At 36.2% G+C, this 16,481-nt stretch carries 16 protein-coding genes; all 16 read left to right on the forward strand.

Annotated features, from left to right (window positions below):
* Nucleotides 1-20 precede the first annotated feature (20 nt).
* Entirely contained in the window at nt 21-743 is a 723-nt protein-coding gene (locus tag AR328_RS15800) for a hypothetical protein (RefSeq protein WP_066297578.1), read from the forward strand.
* 341 nt (nt 744-1,084) lie between these two features.
* Nucleotides 1,085-1,873, forward strand: coding sequence for a hypothetical protein (locus tag AR328_RS15805; RefSeq protein WP_066297587.1), 789 nt, complete (start codon nt 1,085-1,087; stop codon nt 1,871-1,873).
* A gap of 341 nt (nt 1,874-2,214) precedes the next feature.
* A complete protein-coding gene (locus tag AR328_RS15810; protein WP_066297590.1) occupies nt 2,215-2,622 on the forward strand; it encodes a hypothetical protein in 408 nt (135 codons plus the stop codon).
* Nucleotides 2,623-2,761: 139 nt separating this feature from the next.
* Nucleotides 2,762-3,055, forward strand: coding sequence for a hypothetical protein (locus AR328_RS15815; RefSeq protein ID WP_066297594.1), 294 nt, complete (start codon nt 2,762-2,764; stop codon nt 3,053-3,055).
* A gap of 57 nt (nt 3,056-3,112) precedes the next feature.
* Nucleotides 3,113-3,418, forward strand: coding sequence for a PrgI family mobile element protein (locus AR328_RS15820; protein ID WP_066297597.1), 306 nt, complete (start codon nt 3,113-3,115; stop codon nt 3,416-3,418).
* A 14-nt stretch (nt 3,419-3,432) separates the two neighbouring features.
* A complete protein-coding gene (locus AR328_RS15825) occupies nt 3,433-4,371 on the forward strand; it encodes a hypothetical protein (protein ID WP_066297600.1) in 939 nt (312 codons plus the stop codon).
* On the forward strand, nt 4,328-6,292 hold the full coding sequence (locus AR328_RS15830; RefSeq protein WP_082677272.1) for a VirB4 family type IV secretion system protein: 1,965 nt from the start codon (nt 4,328-4,330) through the stop codon (nt 6,290-6,292). Before AR328_RS15825 ends, AR328_RS15830 begins: the two co-directional genes overlap by 44 nt.
* Nucleotides 6,292-8,577 (forward strand): hypothetical protein, encoded by a 2,286-nt coding sequence (locus AR328_RS15835; RefSeq protein WP_066297603.1) that lies wholly within the window; start codon nt 6,292-6,294, stop codon nt 8,575-8,577. Before AR328_RS15830 ends, AR328_RS15835 begins: the two co-directional genes overlap by 1 nt.
* A 41-nt stretch (nt 8,578-8,618) precedes the next feature.
* A complete protein-coding gene (locus AR328_RS15840) occupies nt 8,619-10,610 on the forward strand; it encodes a hypothetical protein (RefSeq protein WP_066297605.1) in 1,992 nt (663 codons plus the stop codon).
* Between the two features lie 15 nt (nt 10,611-10,625).
* Nucleotides 10,626-12,707, forward strand: a complete 2,082-nt coding sequence (locus AR328_RS15845) for a peptidoglycan DD-metalloendopeptidase family protein (RefSeq protein ID WP_066297607.1) — start codon at nt 10,626-10,628, stop codon at nt 12,705-12,707.
* A 19-nt stretch (nt 12,708-12,726) separates the two neighbouring features.
* Nucleotides 12,727-13,350: a hypothetical protein gene (locus tag AR328_RS15850; protein ID WP_066297610.1), complete on the forward strand. Its 624-nt coding sequence runs from the start codon at nt 12,727-12,729 to the stop codon at nt 13,348-13,350.
* Nucleotides 13,351-13,355: 5 nt separating this feature from the next.
* Nucleotides 13,356-13,841 (forward strand): hypothetical protein, encoded by a 486-nt coding sequence (locus AR328_RS15855; RefSeq protein WP_066297613.1) that lies wholly within the window; start codon nt 13,356-13,358, stop codon nt 13,839-13,841.
* Between the two features lie 203 nt (nt 13,842-14,044).
* A complete protein-coding gene (locus AR328_RS15860) occupies nt 14,045-14,608 on the forward strand; it encodes an AbrB/MazE/SpoVT family DNA-binding domain-containing protein (protein ID WP_066297616.1) in 564 nt (187 codons plus the stop codon).
* A 49-nt stretch (nt 14,609-14,657) separates the two neighbouring features.
* Nucleotides 14,658-15,287: an XF1762 family protein gene (locus AR328_RS15865; protein WP_197414477.1), complete on the forward strand. Its 630-nt coding sequence runs from the start codon at nt 14,658-14,660 to the stop codon at nt 15,285-15,287.
* Between the two features lie 27 nt (nt 15,288-15,314).
* Nucleotides 15,315-15,917 carry a hypothetical protein gene (locus tag AR328_RS15870; RefSeq protein WP_066297622.1) on the forward strand — a complete coding sequence of 201 codons (603 nt, stop codon included), beginning with the start codon at nt 15,315-15,317 and terminating at the stop codon, nt 15,915-15,917.
* Nucleotides 15,914-16,480, forward strand: coding sequence for a hypothetical protein (locus AR328_RS15875; RefSeq protein WP_156422710.1), 567 nt, complete (start codon nt 15,914-15,916; stop codon nt 16,478-16,480). Before AR328_RS15870 ends, AR328_RS15875 begins: the two co-directional genes overlap by 4 nt.
* Nucleotide 16,481: the final 1 nt, after the last annotated feature.

Raw genomic sequence — 16,481 nt, forward strand, 5'->3', positions numbered from 1 at the left:
ATTAAAAGGAGAGGTCAGTTATGTTTAAAAAAGGAGTTTTGGGGGCTCTAGTTCTTTCAGTTACTTTAGCATTGGCCCCAATTCACGGTGCGGAAGCTGCCGAGACTGAAAACGAACTTACGAAAATTAGTACAGAAACCCTAACGTATGAAGGGGAAACATTTGAACTAGAAAAATGGAAAGATGAGAATGACGTTGAAATTTATACTATTGCTACTGATGTGGAAAACAAGGAAGCTATTGCGGAATTTGTAAATCAATTAATAAATGAACCTGTTATTTCACCAATGGGGTTTAAAAACAATTGGTCAAAAAGTTTTTATGATGTAGATAGTTGGGGTAAATTTGATTGGAATCCATCTGGGTTTAATGAGCAAGCATATTTAGCTCCAATTACTGCAGATAGAATATATATAAATGCAGGGAATTTAAATGCTTATTATACTGGGTCTGGTCTCCCAGATAAATTGGTAGTTTTCTATAGTTATGAGTTTAGTGGATTCTCCCTACTAATTGGTGCTGCTCCGGCTGCTAGTAAAAGTAGTAATACAGTTTCTTGGAAATCAGAACCGGTTACAGGAACTTGGTACATTAATACTAAAAGTCACTGGGCAGAAGCAAAAGCTCATGGTCCAACTTTAGTAGGAGTTACATTATCTGGAGGAGCAGATGTATATAAAGGATCTAACATATATAGACCATACGATTCGCAGTATGTACGTTTCCTTGATGTGAATCCTTAATAGTTAAGAATTAGTTTTTAAAAAGCAGTAGATTTTTAATCTACTGCTTTTTGTAATTGTTGAAATTATAATTATCACTTGATATTCAAGTAAACGTTGTTAATTTGTCATATATTTGCTAAGATATTTATATAATGATTTAAATGTTTATCTTAACCCATGCGGGATAAGAGTTTCCAACTATTAATTGCTTTTTAAAGCTTTTTTACTTTTAAATCTGATTGTTTTTAATAACAATACTGTATAAATATTCAAAGCCCATAAGGGAAGTAATTCGCTAGCCGAATATTCCTTTGTGGGCTTTTTTATATATAAAAAACTTTTTTAAGGAGGAAGTAAAATTGGAGCTAACAGGAGTACATGCAATATGGATATTTCTTGGATCTATCGCATTAATTGGTGCATTTCCAGTATTACTAGAAACGTATTATGAGAATAAGCCATCAAAATGGCAATCGGAACAGCATATGCGAGTGGCTACTTACCATGCTCCCGCTGTTTATCTTGAGCAGAGCAAGGAGGATAAAGAAATTCAAGATTTTATCTCCCTCGCAACCAAATCGGACATTCAGCCATCTCTTCCGATAGCAACTTCGGATATCCCTGTTTTTTCGGCTGATGAAATTACGAAAGAAAATATGGTACATAGTATCCCTACAGACGACATGCTTGAGCATGTGGATGAATTACTGTCTATGACAAAAGACGAAGAAGATTATAGTTCGCTTTTTCAATTCAATAATGAAATTGTAGAGTTTGAACGTGAAAATGTAATGGCTGAAGGAGATGTAATCGTACAATCTCCACTTTCGCTTGAAGAATATAACATGATCGAGAAGAAATTTGGGACTAAGGTGGCCGATATGGTAACCGCAACTCCAACAGGGACATTTGTTTCCGGTATTGTTACCATGATTGGTCGAGTCATTTTAAGAGGGGACGATGTTTTTCTCAAATATAGTGACGAGCTAATCAAAATGGTAGGTAATGACTTGCCAAGATATAACGATGAGATCGTGTTAATTTCAGGACACTTTATTGAACCTGAGTCATTCAATGTTCAAGGTTGGGAAGATCCAGAAATAATTCAATATGGCTATGCAGATAAGGAATACCAAGCAGTCATATAAAAATGAAATGAGAAATAGAATCCCCCTTCTATTTCTCTTTCTATGCTTTTAATTATTGAAGGTATAGAAAGGGAAATAGATAGTCAAAAGCGCGAAATTAGTTAAAAAGATACAGGTAAAAAGAATTAGATAATAAAATTATACGGAAAAAATAACAAAATCAACGAAAAATTGTCAAATATTGTTGAATCAGCAGTTCGTATATACTATAATAAAAAATGAAATTTCACAATAAAAATCATTTAAACTCTTTTGAAATATGAACAAAACATTTTACTTCAACTCAGAATGATACCGTATGGCTATATAGATACATGATAAAGAAAGAAGGGGAGAGAAAAATGGTTCAAAAAATAATTGAGTCAAACTACAATTTAGCACATCAAATCAAGGAAACCTTACAAAATGATAATGCGGTAAAGAAATCCTGTCAGACAAATCCTTCTGGCGAAATTACATTTTCTATCCGTGATGGTGAGCTGCAAATTATAACTTTTAAGCGGTCAAAAGAATTAATTTCCCAAGGTGAAATGCTTGAAAAGGATTCAGCTAGTGGGATGAAGGAAGAGTCTTTCAAATCATTAGTAGGATTACTATCAAACTATGTAAAAAAACATAATGATCACCTGTATCACCTTAAAATTATTTTAAATTATCAAATGAATAAAAATGGTACATCCTTTGATGGGCTATCAGCTGGGGAAATACATGAATTTCATTATAAAAGAAGGCAGACTAAAAACGCATAGTACATATTGACATCGTTTTTAACATAATAGATAATTATGGTAATCAAATATTCTATTAAAAAGAGGAAGCACCTCAATACTGGGATTAAACCCTTTATTGAGCGTGCTTCTTTTTTTTTATCCAGAAGGAGGTGAGATAATGGGAAACTTTATGAATTCTCTAGTGCTGGGACAAATCGGTAAGGATATTTACGATGTTGGTAACAATGAAATTAATAATTCATTAATGAAAATCATTAAGATAGTTGGCGGCGTTGGAACTGGTGCTTTTACTCTAGCAATTTTAATTATTGCATTGGTAATTATTTTTGGATCTATTAGTTCAGCAAAAATGAGAACCATTTGGATGGCATTAATAAGTTGCTGTGCAGGGGCGTTTATTTTTTTCACTGCATACTTATTAGCGCCAGCAATTGCGAAGATGGCCGGTTAAATCAGAGGAGGGATGGACTATAATCCATCCCTCTTTTTTAAAGGAGGGTAAACAGATTTGAGTGAAGTAGTAGTGCCAATCGATTTGACTGAGGAAGAAAAAGAAATACTCGCTATTTTTTCAAAGAGACAATTTATGATTGTTTTCCCTACTATTTTTGTCGCTTTGTCCTTTTTGATATTCGGTAACTTGCCATTTGTTCATGGATTTACGGATATTATCATTCGGTTCATCTTCTCATTAGGATTTTTTATTCTTGCTATATGTTTGGCTTTCATCAAGCTAGATAAATATGAACAATACCTTTCAGAGTTTGTGCTTACAAGAATAAAGTTCAAGCGTTCTCAGAAAGTCTATTTTTAAAGGGAGGCGCGAACATGTTTTTTGATATTTTCGTTTGGTTTTTAATGATTGTAACAGTCGCAACATTATGCTTTTTATATATTGCTAAGAAGAGAATGGATAATAACGAGCCAGTTGCCGGGTGGAAAAGAAAGCAATTTTTAGAAGAACAGAGGCAAATGGAATCGGGTGATGTGGTTTCCCAGCCTACAGAACGAACAGTTAAGAAGAATAAAATAGATAAAAAAGAAGAATCATTAAAGGATTTAATCGGTATAAAGGACATTCGATATGGTATTTTTGAAAAATCCAAAAATGAGTATTCCTTAATCATAGCAACCGATTATGTGAATTTTGATTTACTTAATACATCTGAGCAGCAAAGTATCATTCTTGGTTATCAATCACTATGGAAGGTTATCAATTTCCGTATACAACTTCTTGGCCAAGCCGTCAGGCAAGACTTAAGAAAAGACGAGGCCCGGTTTAAAAAGAACTTAAAAAATGTTAATCCTCAAACGAGAGATTATAATGAGCGGGTTATTGGTTACATCAAAAATCGAGCAGTTAATGATTTTCGCCTAACAAGAAAAGCTTATTACTTAGTTAGTTACATTTATGAGCCTTCTAAAATGGGGAAATTAACTCCTGAACAAAAGGAAAGAAGAATTGCAGAGTCACTCTATCAAGCTGCAACGATTGTGCAAAAAATGTTAGCTAGGGCAAAAATCACTTCCGAAATATTAGATTCCTTAGAAGGGATGGAAGTATTAAAAAGATCCTTAAATCGAGATCGTATGTTAACTCACCCTATTGAAAGTGTCGTTGAACCAGGTAGGGAAAAAATTACTAGCTTTATTACTGCAGATCCTGAAAGCCTTCCAGGGTTTGAGGATTTAGTTCAAGATTTAGGGGAGGTCATGGAAGAGTATGAGGAATTTGTTCCGCAAGAAAAAGAAGAAAGAATCTCCTAAACCTGTAACGGTTGATAAAGAAATTTCATTTCCTTCACTTATTGATAATGCAATGAATGATGGAATTACTTTTCATGACGACCATTTCAAAATTCAAACTGGCTTAGGCAATATCAAGTACGGAAGGTCTTTCTTTATTAAACCAAGTGGTTATCCACGGACGGTAATCATTAACTGGTTAGATGGATTATTTAACGGAGATGACATGGATGTTTCGGTTCATGTGGAACCTTTTCAAAGAACTGAAGCTTTGAGGAAACTTAAAAATAAGATTGACCAATTAGAGACTGTTTACTACAGTGCCTCAAAAAATGAAAATATTGCTCGTATCGAAGAAACACTTCAAAAATTAAATGATACAAAGTTTTTAAGGGATCAGATAAGAAACAACCAAAATGGACTTTACTATGTAAGTATTCAAGCTACTGTATATGCAGATACGTTATCGGAATTAAACCAAAGGTGTGTTGATGTGGACACCACTTTAGGCGGAGAATCCATTGAGCTTATCAATGCATATGGGCGACAAAAAGAAGGGTTTTTATCAACCTTACCTTTAGGTCAAAATTATTTGGATAAGTCTTCGCGAAACCTAGACCAAATGGCTTTGACATTTATCTTCCCACATACATCAAGTAAGTTGAATCATACTGGCGGGATGCCAATAGGTGTATATGGCAATGAATATGTTTACTTCAACAACTTTGACCAAAAATTAAACAATTATAATGTTGGAATTTTTGGAGAGTCAGGGGCTGGAAAAGGGGTTTTTGTTAAACAGCTTATAGGTAGAGGATTCATGGATGGAATCAATCGCGTTGTTATATTTGATGTTGAGCCAGAGTACGTTGATTTGACTCTAGCGCTCGGAGGAGTCGTAATTGTTCTACGTTCTGATTCCTTTAAGGGGAAATCAAGTCGTATTAATCCTCTTGATATTTATGTAGAAAGAGAAATTGTTAATAAAAATACCCCAGATGAACACTTCATAGAAAAAGTGAATATTAACGAGAAGGTAAAGGAAGCAATTGAGTTTTTTAAAGTAATGAAGGAATCTGCGACAGGTGATGGTGCAGCTAACTTAACTCCTGTTGAATTAGGAAATTTAGATGAAATTTTAAATAAATTGTATGCGGACAAAGGGATAACAGAAGATCCATCCTCCATCTATCGTGAAGTGGAAGAAATCGGCCCAAATAATAACATTATATGGGTTAAAAAATATATCGATATGCCAACTATATCTGATGTTTATCATGAAATTAATAAGCGGATTGAAGATGGCATAGGTGATCTAGCAAATTTAAGTAATATTGTAGGGCTTTTTACCAAGGGTAGGGCATTTGGAATGTTTGATGGACAGACGGAACTAATTACTGATATGCCGATTGATTTGGATTCTGCCCCTATTATTAATTTTGATATTTCTCGTTTAAGTTCAAACGGTATTGAAAGACCATTAGCGCAACATGTTTTGAACATTTGGACATGGAATCGTTTCATTAAAAATGACCCGAAACCTAAAAAACGGGTTGTTCAAGATGAGGCGTGGATGATGCTGAAGTATCCTTCGATGATGGAGTTTTTCAAATTATTATCTGCACGGGGAAGGAAATGGAATGTAAGTTTAACTCTTGTTTCTCAGCGTTATGAAATGTTCCATAGAACCGAAGAAGCACAGGATGTAATTGCCCAATTAAACACAGTGGCGTTTATGAAGCAATCGGATCAAGATATCATGCCTATTTTAGAAACATTTAAGTTTTCTGATGAGGTTGGTCAAATGATTCGGACAGCGGATACCGGGGATGTCATTTTAAAGGCTGGTAAAGAGATTGTTGCTTTTAGAAGTGAACCTACTCCAGATGAATGGGTGTACTTAAACACGAACCAAAATATCTCGGTAGTTGGAGGGACATAATGAAAAAGTTCATTGCCGTCCTGATTCTAATGATCATTTTGTTCAGTTTCCCATTAAACATAGCGAAGGCTGAGAGTCTCAATAATGTCGTTCCTACCTATACCTGGGATTGTGGAAATCCCCTTGTAAATGAGGAAATGAATAAAGAGATTGATGACTACAAAGAAAATGATGCAAATATGGCTGAAAAGTTTCTAGCAAGTCAAGTACAAAACATTATGAATATCGGTTCAGTTGCAGGGTTAAATACATTAGTTTACGGAAATCCCTATTGCGTATGGATGGATAAACAAGATTCTTTATCAAAGGATGGTATTTTTACGGTCACTGAGAGAGAGAAAATTGTGGACCCTATGCTAAAGATGTTTAGTGCTATTTATGTTTCTTTATTAACACTTGCTATCCTTATATCTGCATTAAAAATGGGCTTCGGGGCAATGAATCCTCAAGCTAAAGCTGAATTTTGGCAGGATTCGCGAATGTGGATTGTATCCGGCTTATTAATGGCACTTTATATACCTGTCACAAATATAATCTTTGGAATGAATACGGCTGTCGTTCAATCCATAAGGAATGTACTCATTTCAAATGGAGTGGGTGTTGATGGTGTTTCCATTATCGCAGGTTGGAAAGATATGATTACCATCATGCCCGTCATGAGCTTATTGATAACGTTTCTTGGTGAATGGCTATTAGCAGTCATTCTAAATTTTATCTACATTGCAAGAAAAATCATCATATTAGTCTTATTAGTATTAGGTCCAATTGGTGCCTATTCTTTACTCTTTAATCGTACACGAGCCTTTTTTGGTGTTTGGCTAAAAGAAATGGTTGGGAATGTATTTCTCCAGAGTATTCATGGAATCGTGTTATTTGCTTTTGCCATGCTTTCCTCTCTTGGAGCGGGAGTATTAATGAAGTTAGGACTTATGATGATGTTTATCCCAGTGAGCGGTATGATCTCGCGCTGGTTAAATATTGGAGATTCCTCTTCAAAAATGGGTCAAATGATGACTATGGCTGGAGCAGGTGGAATTTTAAGTACCATCATGGTTGCTCAACATGCAGGCAGCATCCTTCGTGGTGGAAATATCGCTAACAATAATTCCAACGGAGGCACAACGATGAACAGTGCTGAAAATGCACTAATTAATGCTGGCGGGGGGTCTGATTCTAACATCACGAAAATTTCCAATATGGCTACTGGTGATAATTCAGCCAAATGGCAGTCAGTTAAAAAAGGCGCTGGGGCTCTAGGTGCTTTTGTTGGTGGAGCGGCTGGGATGGTTACAATGAATCCAATGATTGCAGCAGCAACAGCTAAAGCAGGTCAGTCAATCGCGACAGGTACCGCTCAATTTGGAAGAAATGTCATAGCTGGCGGTACGAATATGATTCAAACCGGAAAAAATGCTCTTAATTATGCTGGTCCCATGGGAACAGGTCTTAAGGGATTATCGAAGGACTTATCGGCAAGAAGAGAATTCTTCGGTGATATGGGAGAATCTGTAGGAAGTCTTGTGGGGCTTGGTCAGGCGGGAAGAAAACTGGGACATGGATTATCAGGGGTTTCTCGAACTCGACTTGCCGATACGCCATTTCATCAAGGTGGGATGTCCTTCACTGGTCCTAATGGAGAAGCTCAACCAGTGACTTGGAATACTTTGTCTAAAGTCAACCCAGGGGCAGAAGTAATGCATTTACAAACAAATAAAGGTTCTTCTTTCTGGATGAAAAACCAGGACGGAGGATGGACTTCTGTGGGATTGAAAGGGCAGGCTGACCCAACTTTGAAAAATGGCCATGTGCGTAGTACAAGCTTTAAATTAGGGAATCCTGTACAAGGTGGATTGGAATTACAACCCAATGGAGCCTATCGCCAAAGACTAGATACCCAAAACCAAGGTATGATTCAAATGGGTGCGGGAAGTGAACCGCAAGGGAATTCTTCTTCCATTGTTGGTTTACCAGGATCTACTCCTCATTTAATGCGAACAGGTAATTCTTATATTGTAGGCGGTGGTAATGCTAATGGACAGATTAACCAAACTTCCATTAACGCTGCCTTAACCAGTGAGAGATTCTCAGATACGAATTACGATGCTTCGAAGATTAATCCTGATAGTTATGTTGCATTTACTTCTTTAAATCATAAAGCAAATACAGGCAGTGATCATATGGCTGACCTTGTTTACAGTGGTCAAAAAGGAATGAAGAATGCAACAGGTTGGGTAGCGTCCAAGGTTAGAAACAATAAGACTTCAAGAAATAGAGAAGTGATATAGGCTTTTTCCTATATCCTTCTCCTGCCATTGGGGGTGAGGCTTTGAAGAGAGCAATATTAGCTTTATTAATTCTATTAAATTTTCTATTAATACCAAGTATCGTAAGTGCTGAGGGAAATCAATCAAAGGGCTCTTGTGAACCTGTTTTTAATACGGGTGTTGAAGAAAAAATGAAAGAATATAAGGAAGAAGATGCTTCATTACCTGAATCTTATGCAATTGATTATATAACAAGTTTTGTCAACATCGCGGGAATTAATTCTATGGCTAATTTAATATTTGGAAATCCCTATTGTATATGGAGTTCTGAAGAAAAAGTATTAATACATGGGATTTTTACAAGTGATGAACAAACAAAAATTATTGAACCTATGATCAAGTTAGTAAAATCAATATTTGTTTCAATCCTTGTTCTTTCGATGATGTTTTCAGGAATAAAGGTAGGTTTCAGTGGTTTAACGGGGAAGTCCAGAGCAGAGTTTTGGGAAGATGTGAAAATGTGGTTCATGGTGACCATTTTCCTTTTTTCTTATGATTTCTTAATAGAGCAATTATTTGTATTAAATACAGCTGTCATTAATTCATTTAAAAGTTTAATGGATTCAAATGGACTAGATTACAAGACTGTTAGTTTAATGACTGCCAATTCCAAATTTGCATTTACTGATATTGTTGTCTTCTTGGCTGAATGGCTTTTAGCGTTATATATGAACTTCATTTACATATTTAGAAAAGTCGTTATTCTCATTCTCATGATTTTAGGACCTGTTGCAGGAATTTCACTATTATTTACACAGACTCGAACTTTTTTCTCAACTTGGATAAAAGAATTATGCGGGCTCATTTTTCTTCAAAGTTTCCATTCTTTTATTCTAACCATATTTATCTTTTTCTCTACGTTGTTAAGCGGTATAAACGGTACCATGTTTAAAATGGCTCTATTAGTAATGTTTATTCCGCTTACAGGTATGTTGATGTCATGGATGAAGTTGTCTGAAACCTCTTCTAACTTAGATAAGTTTGGCATGATGGGGGTTAAATCAGTCGCTGCAGCTGCGAACGTTACTAGATTTGCAGCTGCAAAAAGTCCTATAGGGAAAAAAATCCCTGACTTTGCAAAACAAAATAATACTCGAATTAGCGAACTTGCTCAAGGTAAACACTCTAAGGTCTGGATTGCTATGAAATCGGGAGCGGGTATGAGTGGTGCTATTCTGGGTGGTACTGCTGGCCTTGTTTTAGGACCACAGGGAGTAATGTTGGGAGCTATGGCAGGAAAAGGTATAACAGCGGGTTTTTTACAAGGATCTAGGAATCTTTCTGCATTTGGCGTAAATACTTTTAAAAATTTTAAGGATATCAAGAATAGCGGAGGATTTAAACAAAGCTTTAAGGATATTGGGAAAAGACGTGAGTTCTTTGGAAATATGGGAGAGTCTGCAGGGGCGCTAATAGGTTTAGGTGGACTTGGAAGAAGTGCAGGACATGCTCTTAGTGGTGTATCAAGACAAAGACTATTGAATTCATCTGAACCTGGTGGATTTGGCGGTATGAACCTTCAAAAGTTAAGCGAGACGCATGCTGACCAAAATGTGAAATGGATTCAGGACCAAAAGGGGAGCGCTTTTTTTCTTGATAAAGGGAATGACAATCTCGAAAGAATAAGCCCTTGGGGGGCTGCGGATCCTTCTTTAGGAGCTGGCATACAAAGAGAAGTTGATTATAAATTTGGAAATCCGCTTCAAAGCTTAGGGTATTCACCAAACGGAACATACAGTGTTCCTCAAATGGATGCATTAGCGGGATCCTCATCCACTTTACAAAGGTCATCAGAAGCGGTGTTAAGAGGCCAAAATGGAAGTATCGTAGATTCGAATTTTAAAGCTGATGGCTTAAATCCTGACTCCTATTTTTCACCAGGAATGAAAGGAGCAGATACGCGATCAAGTGGAGATAGAGTAGCAGATTCTATACATGGTTTAGGAAATAGGTTTAGAAATAATGAAGCTCCTAGACATAGAGGATTTTTATAGTTAGGAGGGTAAGTCTTGAGCACAAATAATAGTCAAGATATAGGAAAACAAACAGCAGATCAGTTAGGTCAAATCGGGAAAAGTGCGGTAAAAAATAAAAGAGTACGGAAATTGGCGGTAAAAGGATTTAAAGCTGTTACGAAGCTATTTAAATTTTTTATTCAGAGATTAATTCCAGCACTCCTTAAAACTGTTCTTTCTTTCGTGGGCCCATATTTGCTCGTTATTATCCTCCTAATTGTCTTGTTGCTTATTGTAATCGAGGGAGTAGCAAGTTTTGACTTCTTTCAATTAGGGGGCGAAAGGAATAAAGCTGAGGAATTATTTGATAATACCATAAAGACTGTTGTAGTGGACCGAACCGAACAGTTAGCAGATCCATTAACTTCTCAAATTCGTGGGCAGCAGGATGAATTCCCTTACCCTCCGGTAAGTGAAGCATGGTTACAAAGACTTTCAGATAAGATGACCCCTAGTTGGGCAATGACAGGTATTCTCTATTCCTATAAAAATCTGAAACATATAAACTATCGACCCTGGCATAAGGATTTTAGCAACACACCAATGGAAACCCCAGGAGACCAAAGTGCAGCTCAAAGTAAGTTTTATAATGTTATCAGTGCAGAATATGATTATTACTTTAATCACCCAAGCATGCAAGTACAAATGACAATGGGACAATCATCTGGAGAGAAAGTGGATATCCGTGAAGAAACATCGTGTACCATAGAAGACTTGGATGAAGAGGGAAATGTAATAAATACAAGAACTGAAACGACTATTACAACGAGAACAGAGCCGCTTCCTTCTCGTGAAATAGTATTAGATTCAACCCTTTTATATGCACAGGCGGAATTTGCTTATTATTGGCATGATACAGACTGGCTGGATAGTGGGGAAACAGAGTCAGGAAATTGTAAAACTAAAACGTTTAAAAAGTATCATTTATATCTGATCGATGACGGCTCAGAACCTCCTGTTACATATGATGTAAATCGTTTATTATCCTTCTTATTGATTGATAATCCTCAAGGGAAGCTTGCTAGATTAGTAAAGGTTAAAGACTTTGAATATGTAATTGAAATGGCCCAAACTCTGGATGAGAATTTTCCTAGGTTTACCATAGATTACAAGGGGCTAAAAAGCTGTGCAAAGGGTGGTAATCTGGCCATGTGTATTGGTCAGTTTGTTTCGAGTATTGGTGCCTATTGTTCACCGAATAAGGAAATCGAACAATCTTCATGGAATTCAATGTTTACAAATGCAGGGGTATTAAGTTCTTATGGCAACGTTATTCTTAAAAAAGCAGAAAAACACGGGATTGATCCCGTTCTGTTTGCTGCCATTGCCTTTCATGAAAGCGGATTTGGAACTTCTGCAGCTATCAAAGAAAAGAATAATCCAGGTGGTTTAATGGGGAAAAATGGGCTTATGATATTTTCTACATTGGATGATGGATTAGAGAGTATGGCCAGAACGTTGCACAATCGAATTATTAATGACGGATTAACCACTGTAGAAAAACTAGGTTCAAAGTATGCCCCTGTTGGAGCAAGTAACGATCCGACTGGTTTAAATAATCATTGGGTGCCTAATGTTTCAAAAATTGTTAGCCAACTCGGCGGCTTGACGATGAATTGTGAATCTTATGGTGATTACAATGGAGGATTTCCATTGCCAGTTGGTGATGAAACCTTTATGACTCCTACCGTTGGAAGGGTTACCTCTAATTATGGCCCTAGATGGGGAACAATGCATTACGGAGTAGATATTGCAAAGAAAGGAGCGGGTGTCCCAATTGTTGCTGCAGCTGATGGTGACGTCTCTAGATCAAGAAGAGAAAGTTCATATGGAAATGTCGTATTTATTAGGCACAACATCAACGGACATACCTATGAAACGGTATACGCTCATATGTCTGAAAGAAAAGTTTCTGTAGGGGATCAGGTTACCAAAGGTCAGCTTATTGGTTTTATGGGGAATACAGGTGATTCAACAGGTCAACACTTACATTTTGAAATCCACAGACCATTTTACAAGTATCGTCCGACCAATAGTGTGAACCCATTACTCTATATTGCTCCCCCAAGTCCATAATGAAATGAGAGTGTGATCATTGAGGAGAAAAATAATAGCAACGGTAATCATAACACTACTTCTGGTCTCCGCTTATTTAATTGTAAAAGTGGCAGTTCAATCAAAGGTTTCGACTTTTGAAAAAAGCAACATAGAGTTAAATGAGATTGCACAAATGGAGAAAAACTTAACGATGCAAGCAGGCGAAGAACCTGATGAGGAATTTGAAAAATATCTGAAAGAAAAATATTCAAAGCCAGAGGCTGCGATTGAATATTTATTTTCGATAGCGTTACAGAATGACGTGAATAATTACCCAAGTGCGTTTTCTCAAGAACAACTTCAAACTGATTTGTTCGAAAGGAAAGAACAAGATAAAGAACAATTAGTCAAAGATATTATGTCCCGACTAACAAGGAATGGCATGTTGACTTCAGTTAAAGTCATAAAAGGGATGATGGTGTTTGAAAAAGATAGTATTAGGGTGATTTGTGACCTGAATTATAAAGATCTTAAGTCCCCAATCAGAGTCAATATAAAGGTTAAGAAAGAAAAAATGGAGCATTTTCAGCATGGAGATAATGATTTCCATGATACCTCAGAATACTATTATATTGATTCTTCAGTTTGGGAACTCATTAATAAGATTGAGAATAGTAGGTGAAAAATATGGCGGTAAATATCATGCTCGAAAATGGAATTCGACTGTTCCAACTTCTATTTGTACCGTTATTCGGTTTAATATTTCTGATTGCGCTCTTCTTCTTTTTGTTTGCTTTCAAAAATCCATTTAAACGCAGAAAAGCTTACTTGTTTTCAATTGGCGGTTCAGTCGGGATGCTACTAGCCCTGTATATGCCATTGATCATTACATATTACATGGGAACATATAAGCCAAAAGAAAATTCGGATGCAACAATACGAGATGTAGTGGATATTACTTTGCCCTGGGGAGAGGTTGTTTACGAAGTCATAAAGGTTCTTTTTGAGCCGATGATTTATGCTGGTTTCTTCATTGGAATGGGAGTATGGTTACTGGCTGCTAAAAATCCCGCTCGAAAAAGGATTGGTATGGGGATGGTCTTCGGAGCTCCATTGATTTGGACATTCTTGCAGATTTCACCTGATATATACTACTTTTTTGTACCGAGATAACTTTAATATAAAATGTCACTACTTTTAATATAAAATGTCATCAATGTTTAATATAGAGTGTCACTAAGAAAACATCACTAAGCAAGAAGAGAGGACTTACTATGTATTTCCTCTCTTTTATCTATGGTAAAAAAGTTAAAGGTTGACAAATTCCTTACAATTCCTTACCATACAAAGTAAGGAATTGTTATAGGAGGATTAATATGGCTAAAGCTAGTGTTACAAGTAAAGGGCAAATTACCATACCTAAAGAAATAAGAGATTATTTGGAGCTCGAAGATGGAAATAGCTCTGTAAAGTTTACGATTCAACAATTTCCTAAAGCGGTTTTGATGGAAAAAGTGGAAGAAAAGATTAAATGTCCGATTTGCAAAGGTCAAGGCCTTTTTCATATGTATAGTCTCCCTTGTTTTGTGTGTGATCAAACAGGTTATATAGATGCGAATGTTCCAGCTCTACGCTTGTTGGTTGAAATCCCTAGGGATTATAAAGTTGGTATCTCAATCATTCAACAGGAAATAGACAATGAAGGGAATTACTTTTTAAAAACTATACCCGAAGTGCAAATTAAGAGTAATCAATACAATTCATCGATTTTAGAGATAGTTCATGATTTTTTTCAAATGAAATTAATTGAGGAGTTTGCTCCTAGAGATAAACAAGAGCCTACTAAGTTTATGAATTCATCAGATGAAATTATAGAAGGAATTCTAGGTTTGTTAATAAAGGAAGAATCAAAAGAAATTGTTAAAAAGTGGTTTAGGTAAATATGAGACAATTTTAGATTTTTTAATAGGCTAACGGGGAGTGAGAATCATGTGGTATTGGTTATTTATCAAAGAGAAAACGAATCAATTTATTGTTCTTTCTGATGAACAGTTAGACCAAGAGAACCGTTGGATTCTTATACGAGATGATTATGAGTTAATTTCTGATTCTTTTCGGTCCGTAAAAGATGCTGAAGAATATGCAAAAACATGGTATAGAGCAACAAAGCTTAAATTAGAAACTATGCCGGTAACATTAAAATCTGCAGGAGAGTTTGTCAATCAACATCATCGTCATCACAAGTCTCCTCAAGGGCATAAATTTTCAGTCGCATTATCAGATGGAGATTTAATGGTAGGAGTGGTCATTGCTGGCCGCCCTGTATCAAGACATCATGATGATGGTTACACACTTGAAATTACCCGATGTTGTGTGAAAGAGATTTACAAAAATGGTATCAGTAAGCTTTATTCTTCTGTTTGTCAGATTGCGAAGGCAATGGGGTATAAAAAAGTTATTACCTATACACTTGTTGAAGAACCTGGTAATTCGCTAAGAGCTTCAGGCTTTAATTTAGAAAGAGTTAGTAACGGAGGATCCTGGGATAGTCTAGCTAGAAAAAGAATAGATAAACATCCAACTGGCAAGAAAAATCTTTGGTTACGAAAAATTAGTTAAGGAAGCTTTTTAGTTGAGGTGGTAGTAGTGGGACATAAAGAGAGTCTAGAATTATACCAATCTTTAATAAAAGAATTAACGGCAGCCTTTCCAGAAGGGTCAGTGGAAAATACGGAAACTCCAAGTCGAGCTTCCATCCCTGTTCAAGCCTACATACAAAGATTAGAGGAAGTTGCAGGTAATCTTTGGTCATGGAAAACAACCGGTGATCCGATTATCTACGAAAAAGAAGAACAAATTCAAATTAAGGGTGTTTTAAAGATACTCGATGCCGAGAGAGAAGGGATTGGGTTTTCTAATTTTCAAAGATACGCTGATTCGGGTAAAATCATGAATTTAAAGCATTCTATCCTTTCAGCAGAAAGTGATGCACTTAGAAAAGCATGTGATAAATTTCGAATGGGTTGGGTGGATTTAGCGCCATATAGAAAGTGGGGAAGTAACCCGGGCATTGGTATTGAAGTTAATAATACTAAAACTGGGACTCAATCTAATTCGGTAAAATGTGTAAAGTGCGACCGAACTCTCACAATAGATGAGATGAATTTCTTGAAAAATAATAATATCAAAATCAATTTTTGTAAGAATGATATTCCTGAACAATTATTAAAAAATAGGAGGAATAAATGATGAAAAAAATCCATCCAACTTGTACTTTATGTCAGCATTTTGATAGTAATCAAAAAATGTGTGGTTTCTATAAAATCGAAGTGGATCCATTGGGGTATGAAATGGCCAGTCAATGTAAGTCTGCTGGAGGGTTTGTACGTAATCTAAATGTATTACCGGAAAGTTATCATTACTTTAAAGATAATGAGGATATTCCGTTTGGTTGGGAACCAGAATTAAAAAGTTTGCCAACAGATAAAGACGGTGTTCCGCTCTTTGTATATACAAAGAGGGGATTAGAGCGAGCGATACCTGCTGCGCCTGGCGTGGAATTAGTAGGTGACATCCTTGTGGGTGTTAAAAAAATTACGACTTATCAAGGTCAACGTGAAATAATCTATGATTTAGGTGTTGAAATTGCAGAAAATGAAGCGGAAAAAGCTGGGGTCGATCTTTTCGTATTGCCTGAAGAAGAGGGAAGTATAGGAATTCCTGAATTGAAAGAAGTGTATAAACAAAAGCAAGGAAGGTATCGTAACCCCAAAAATGCTTGGTTTAGTGATAAGCCTATAGAAAGCTGGTAAT

The sequence above is a fragment of the Bacillus sp. FJAT-29937 genome (assembly GCF_001509555.1).
Classification (GTDB): domain Bacteria; phylum Bacillota; class Bacilli; order Bacillales; family Cytobacillaceae; genus Cytobacillus.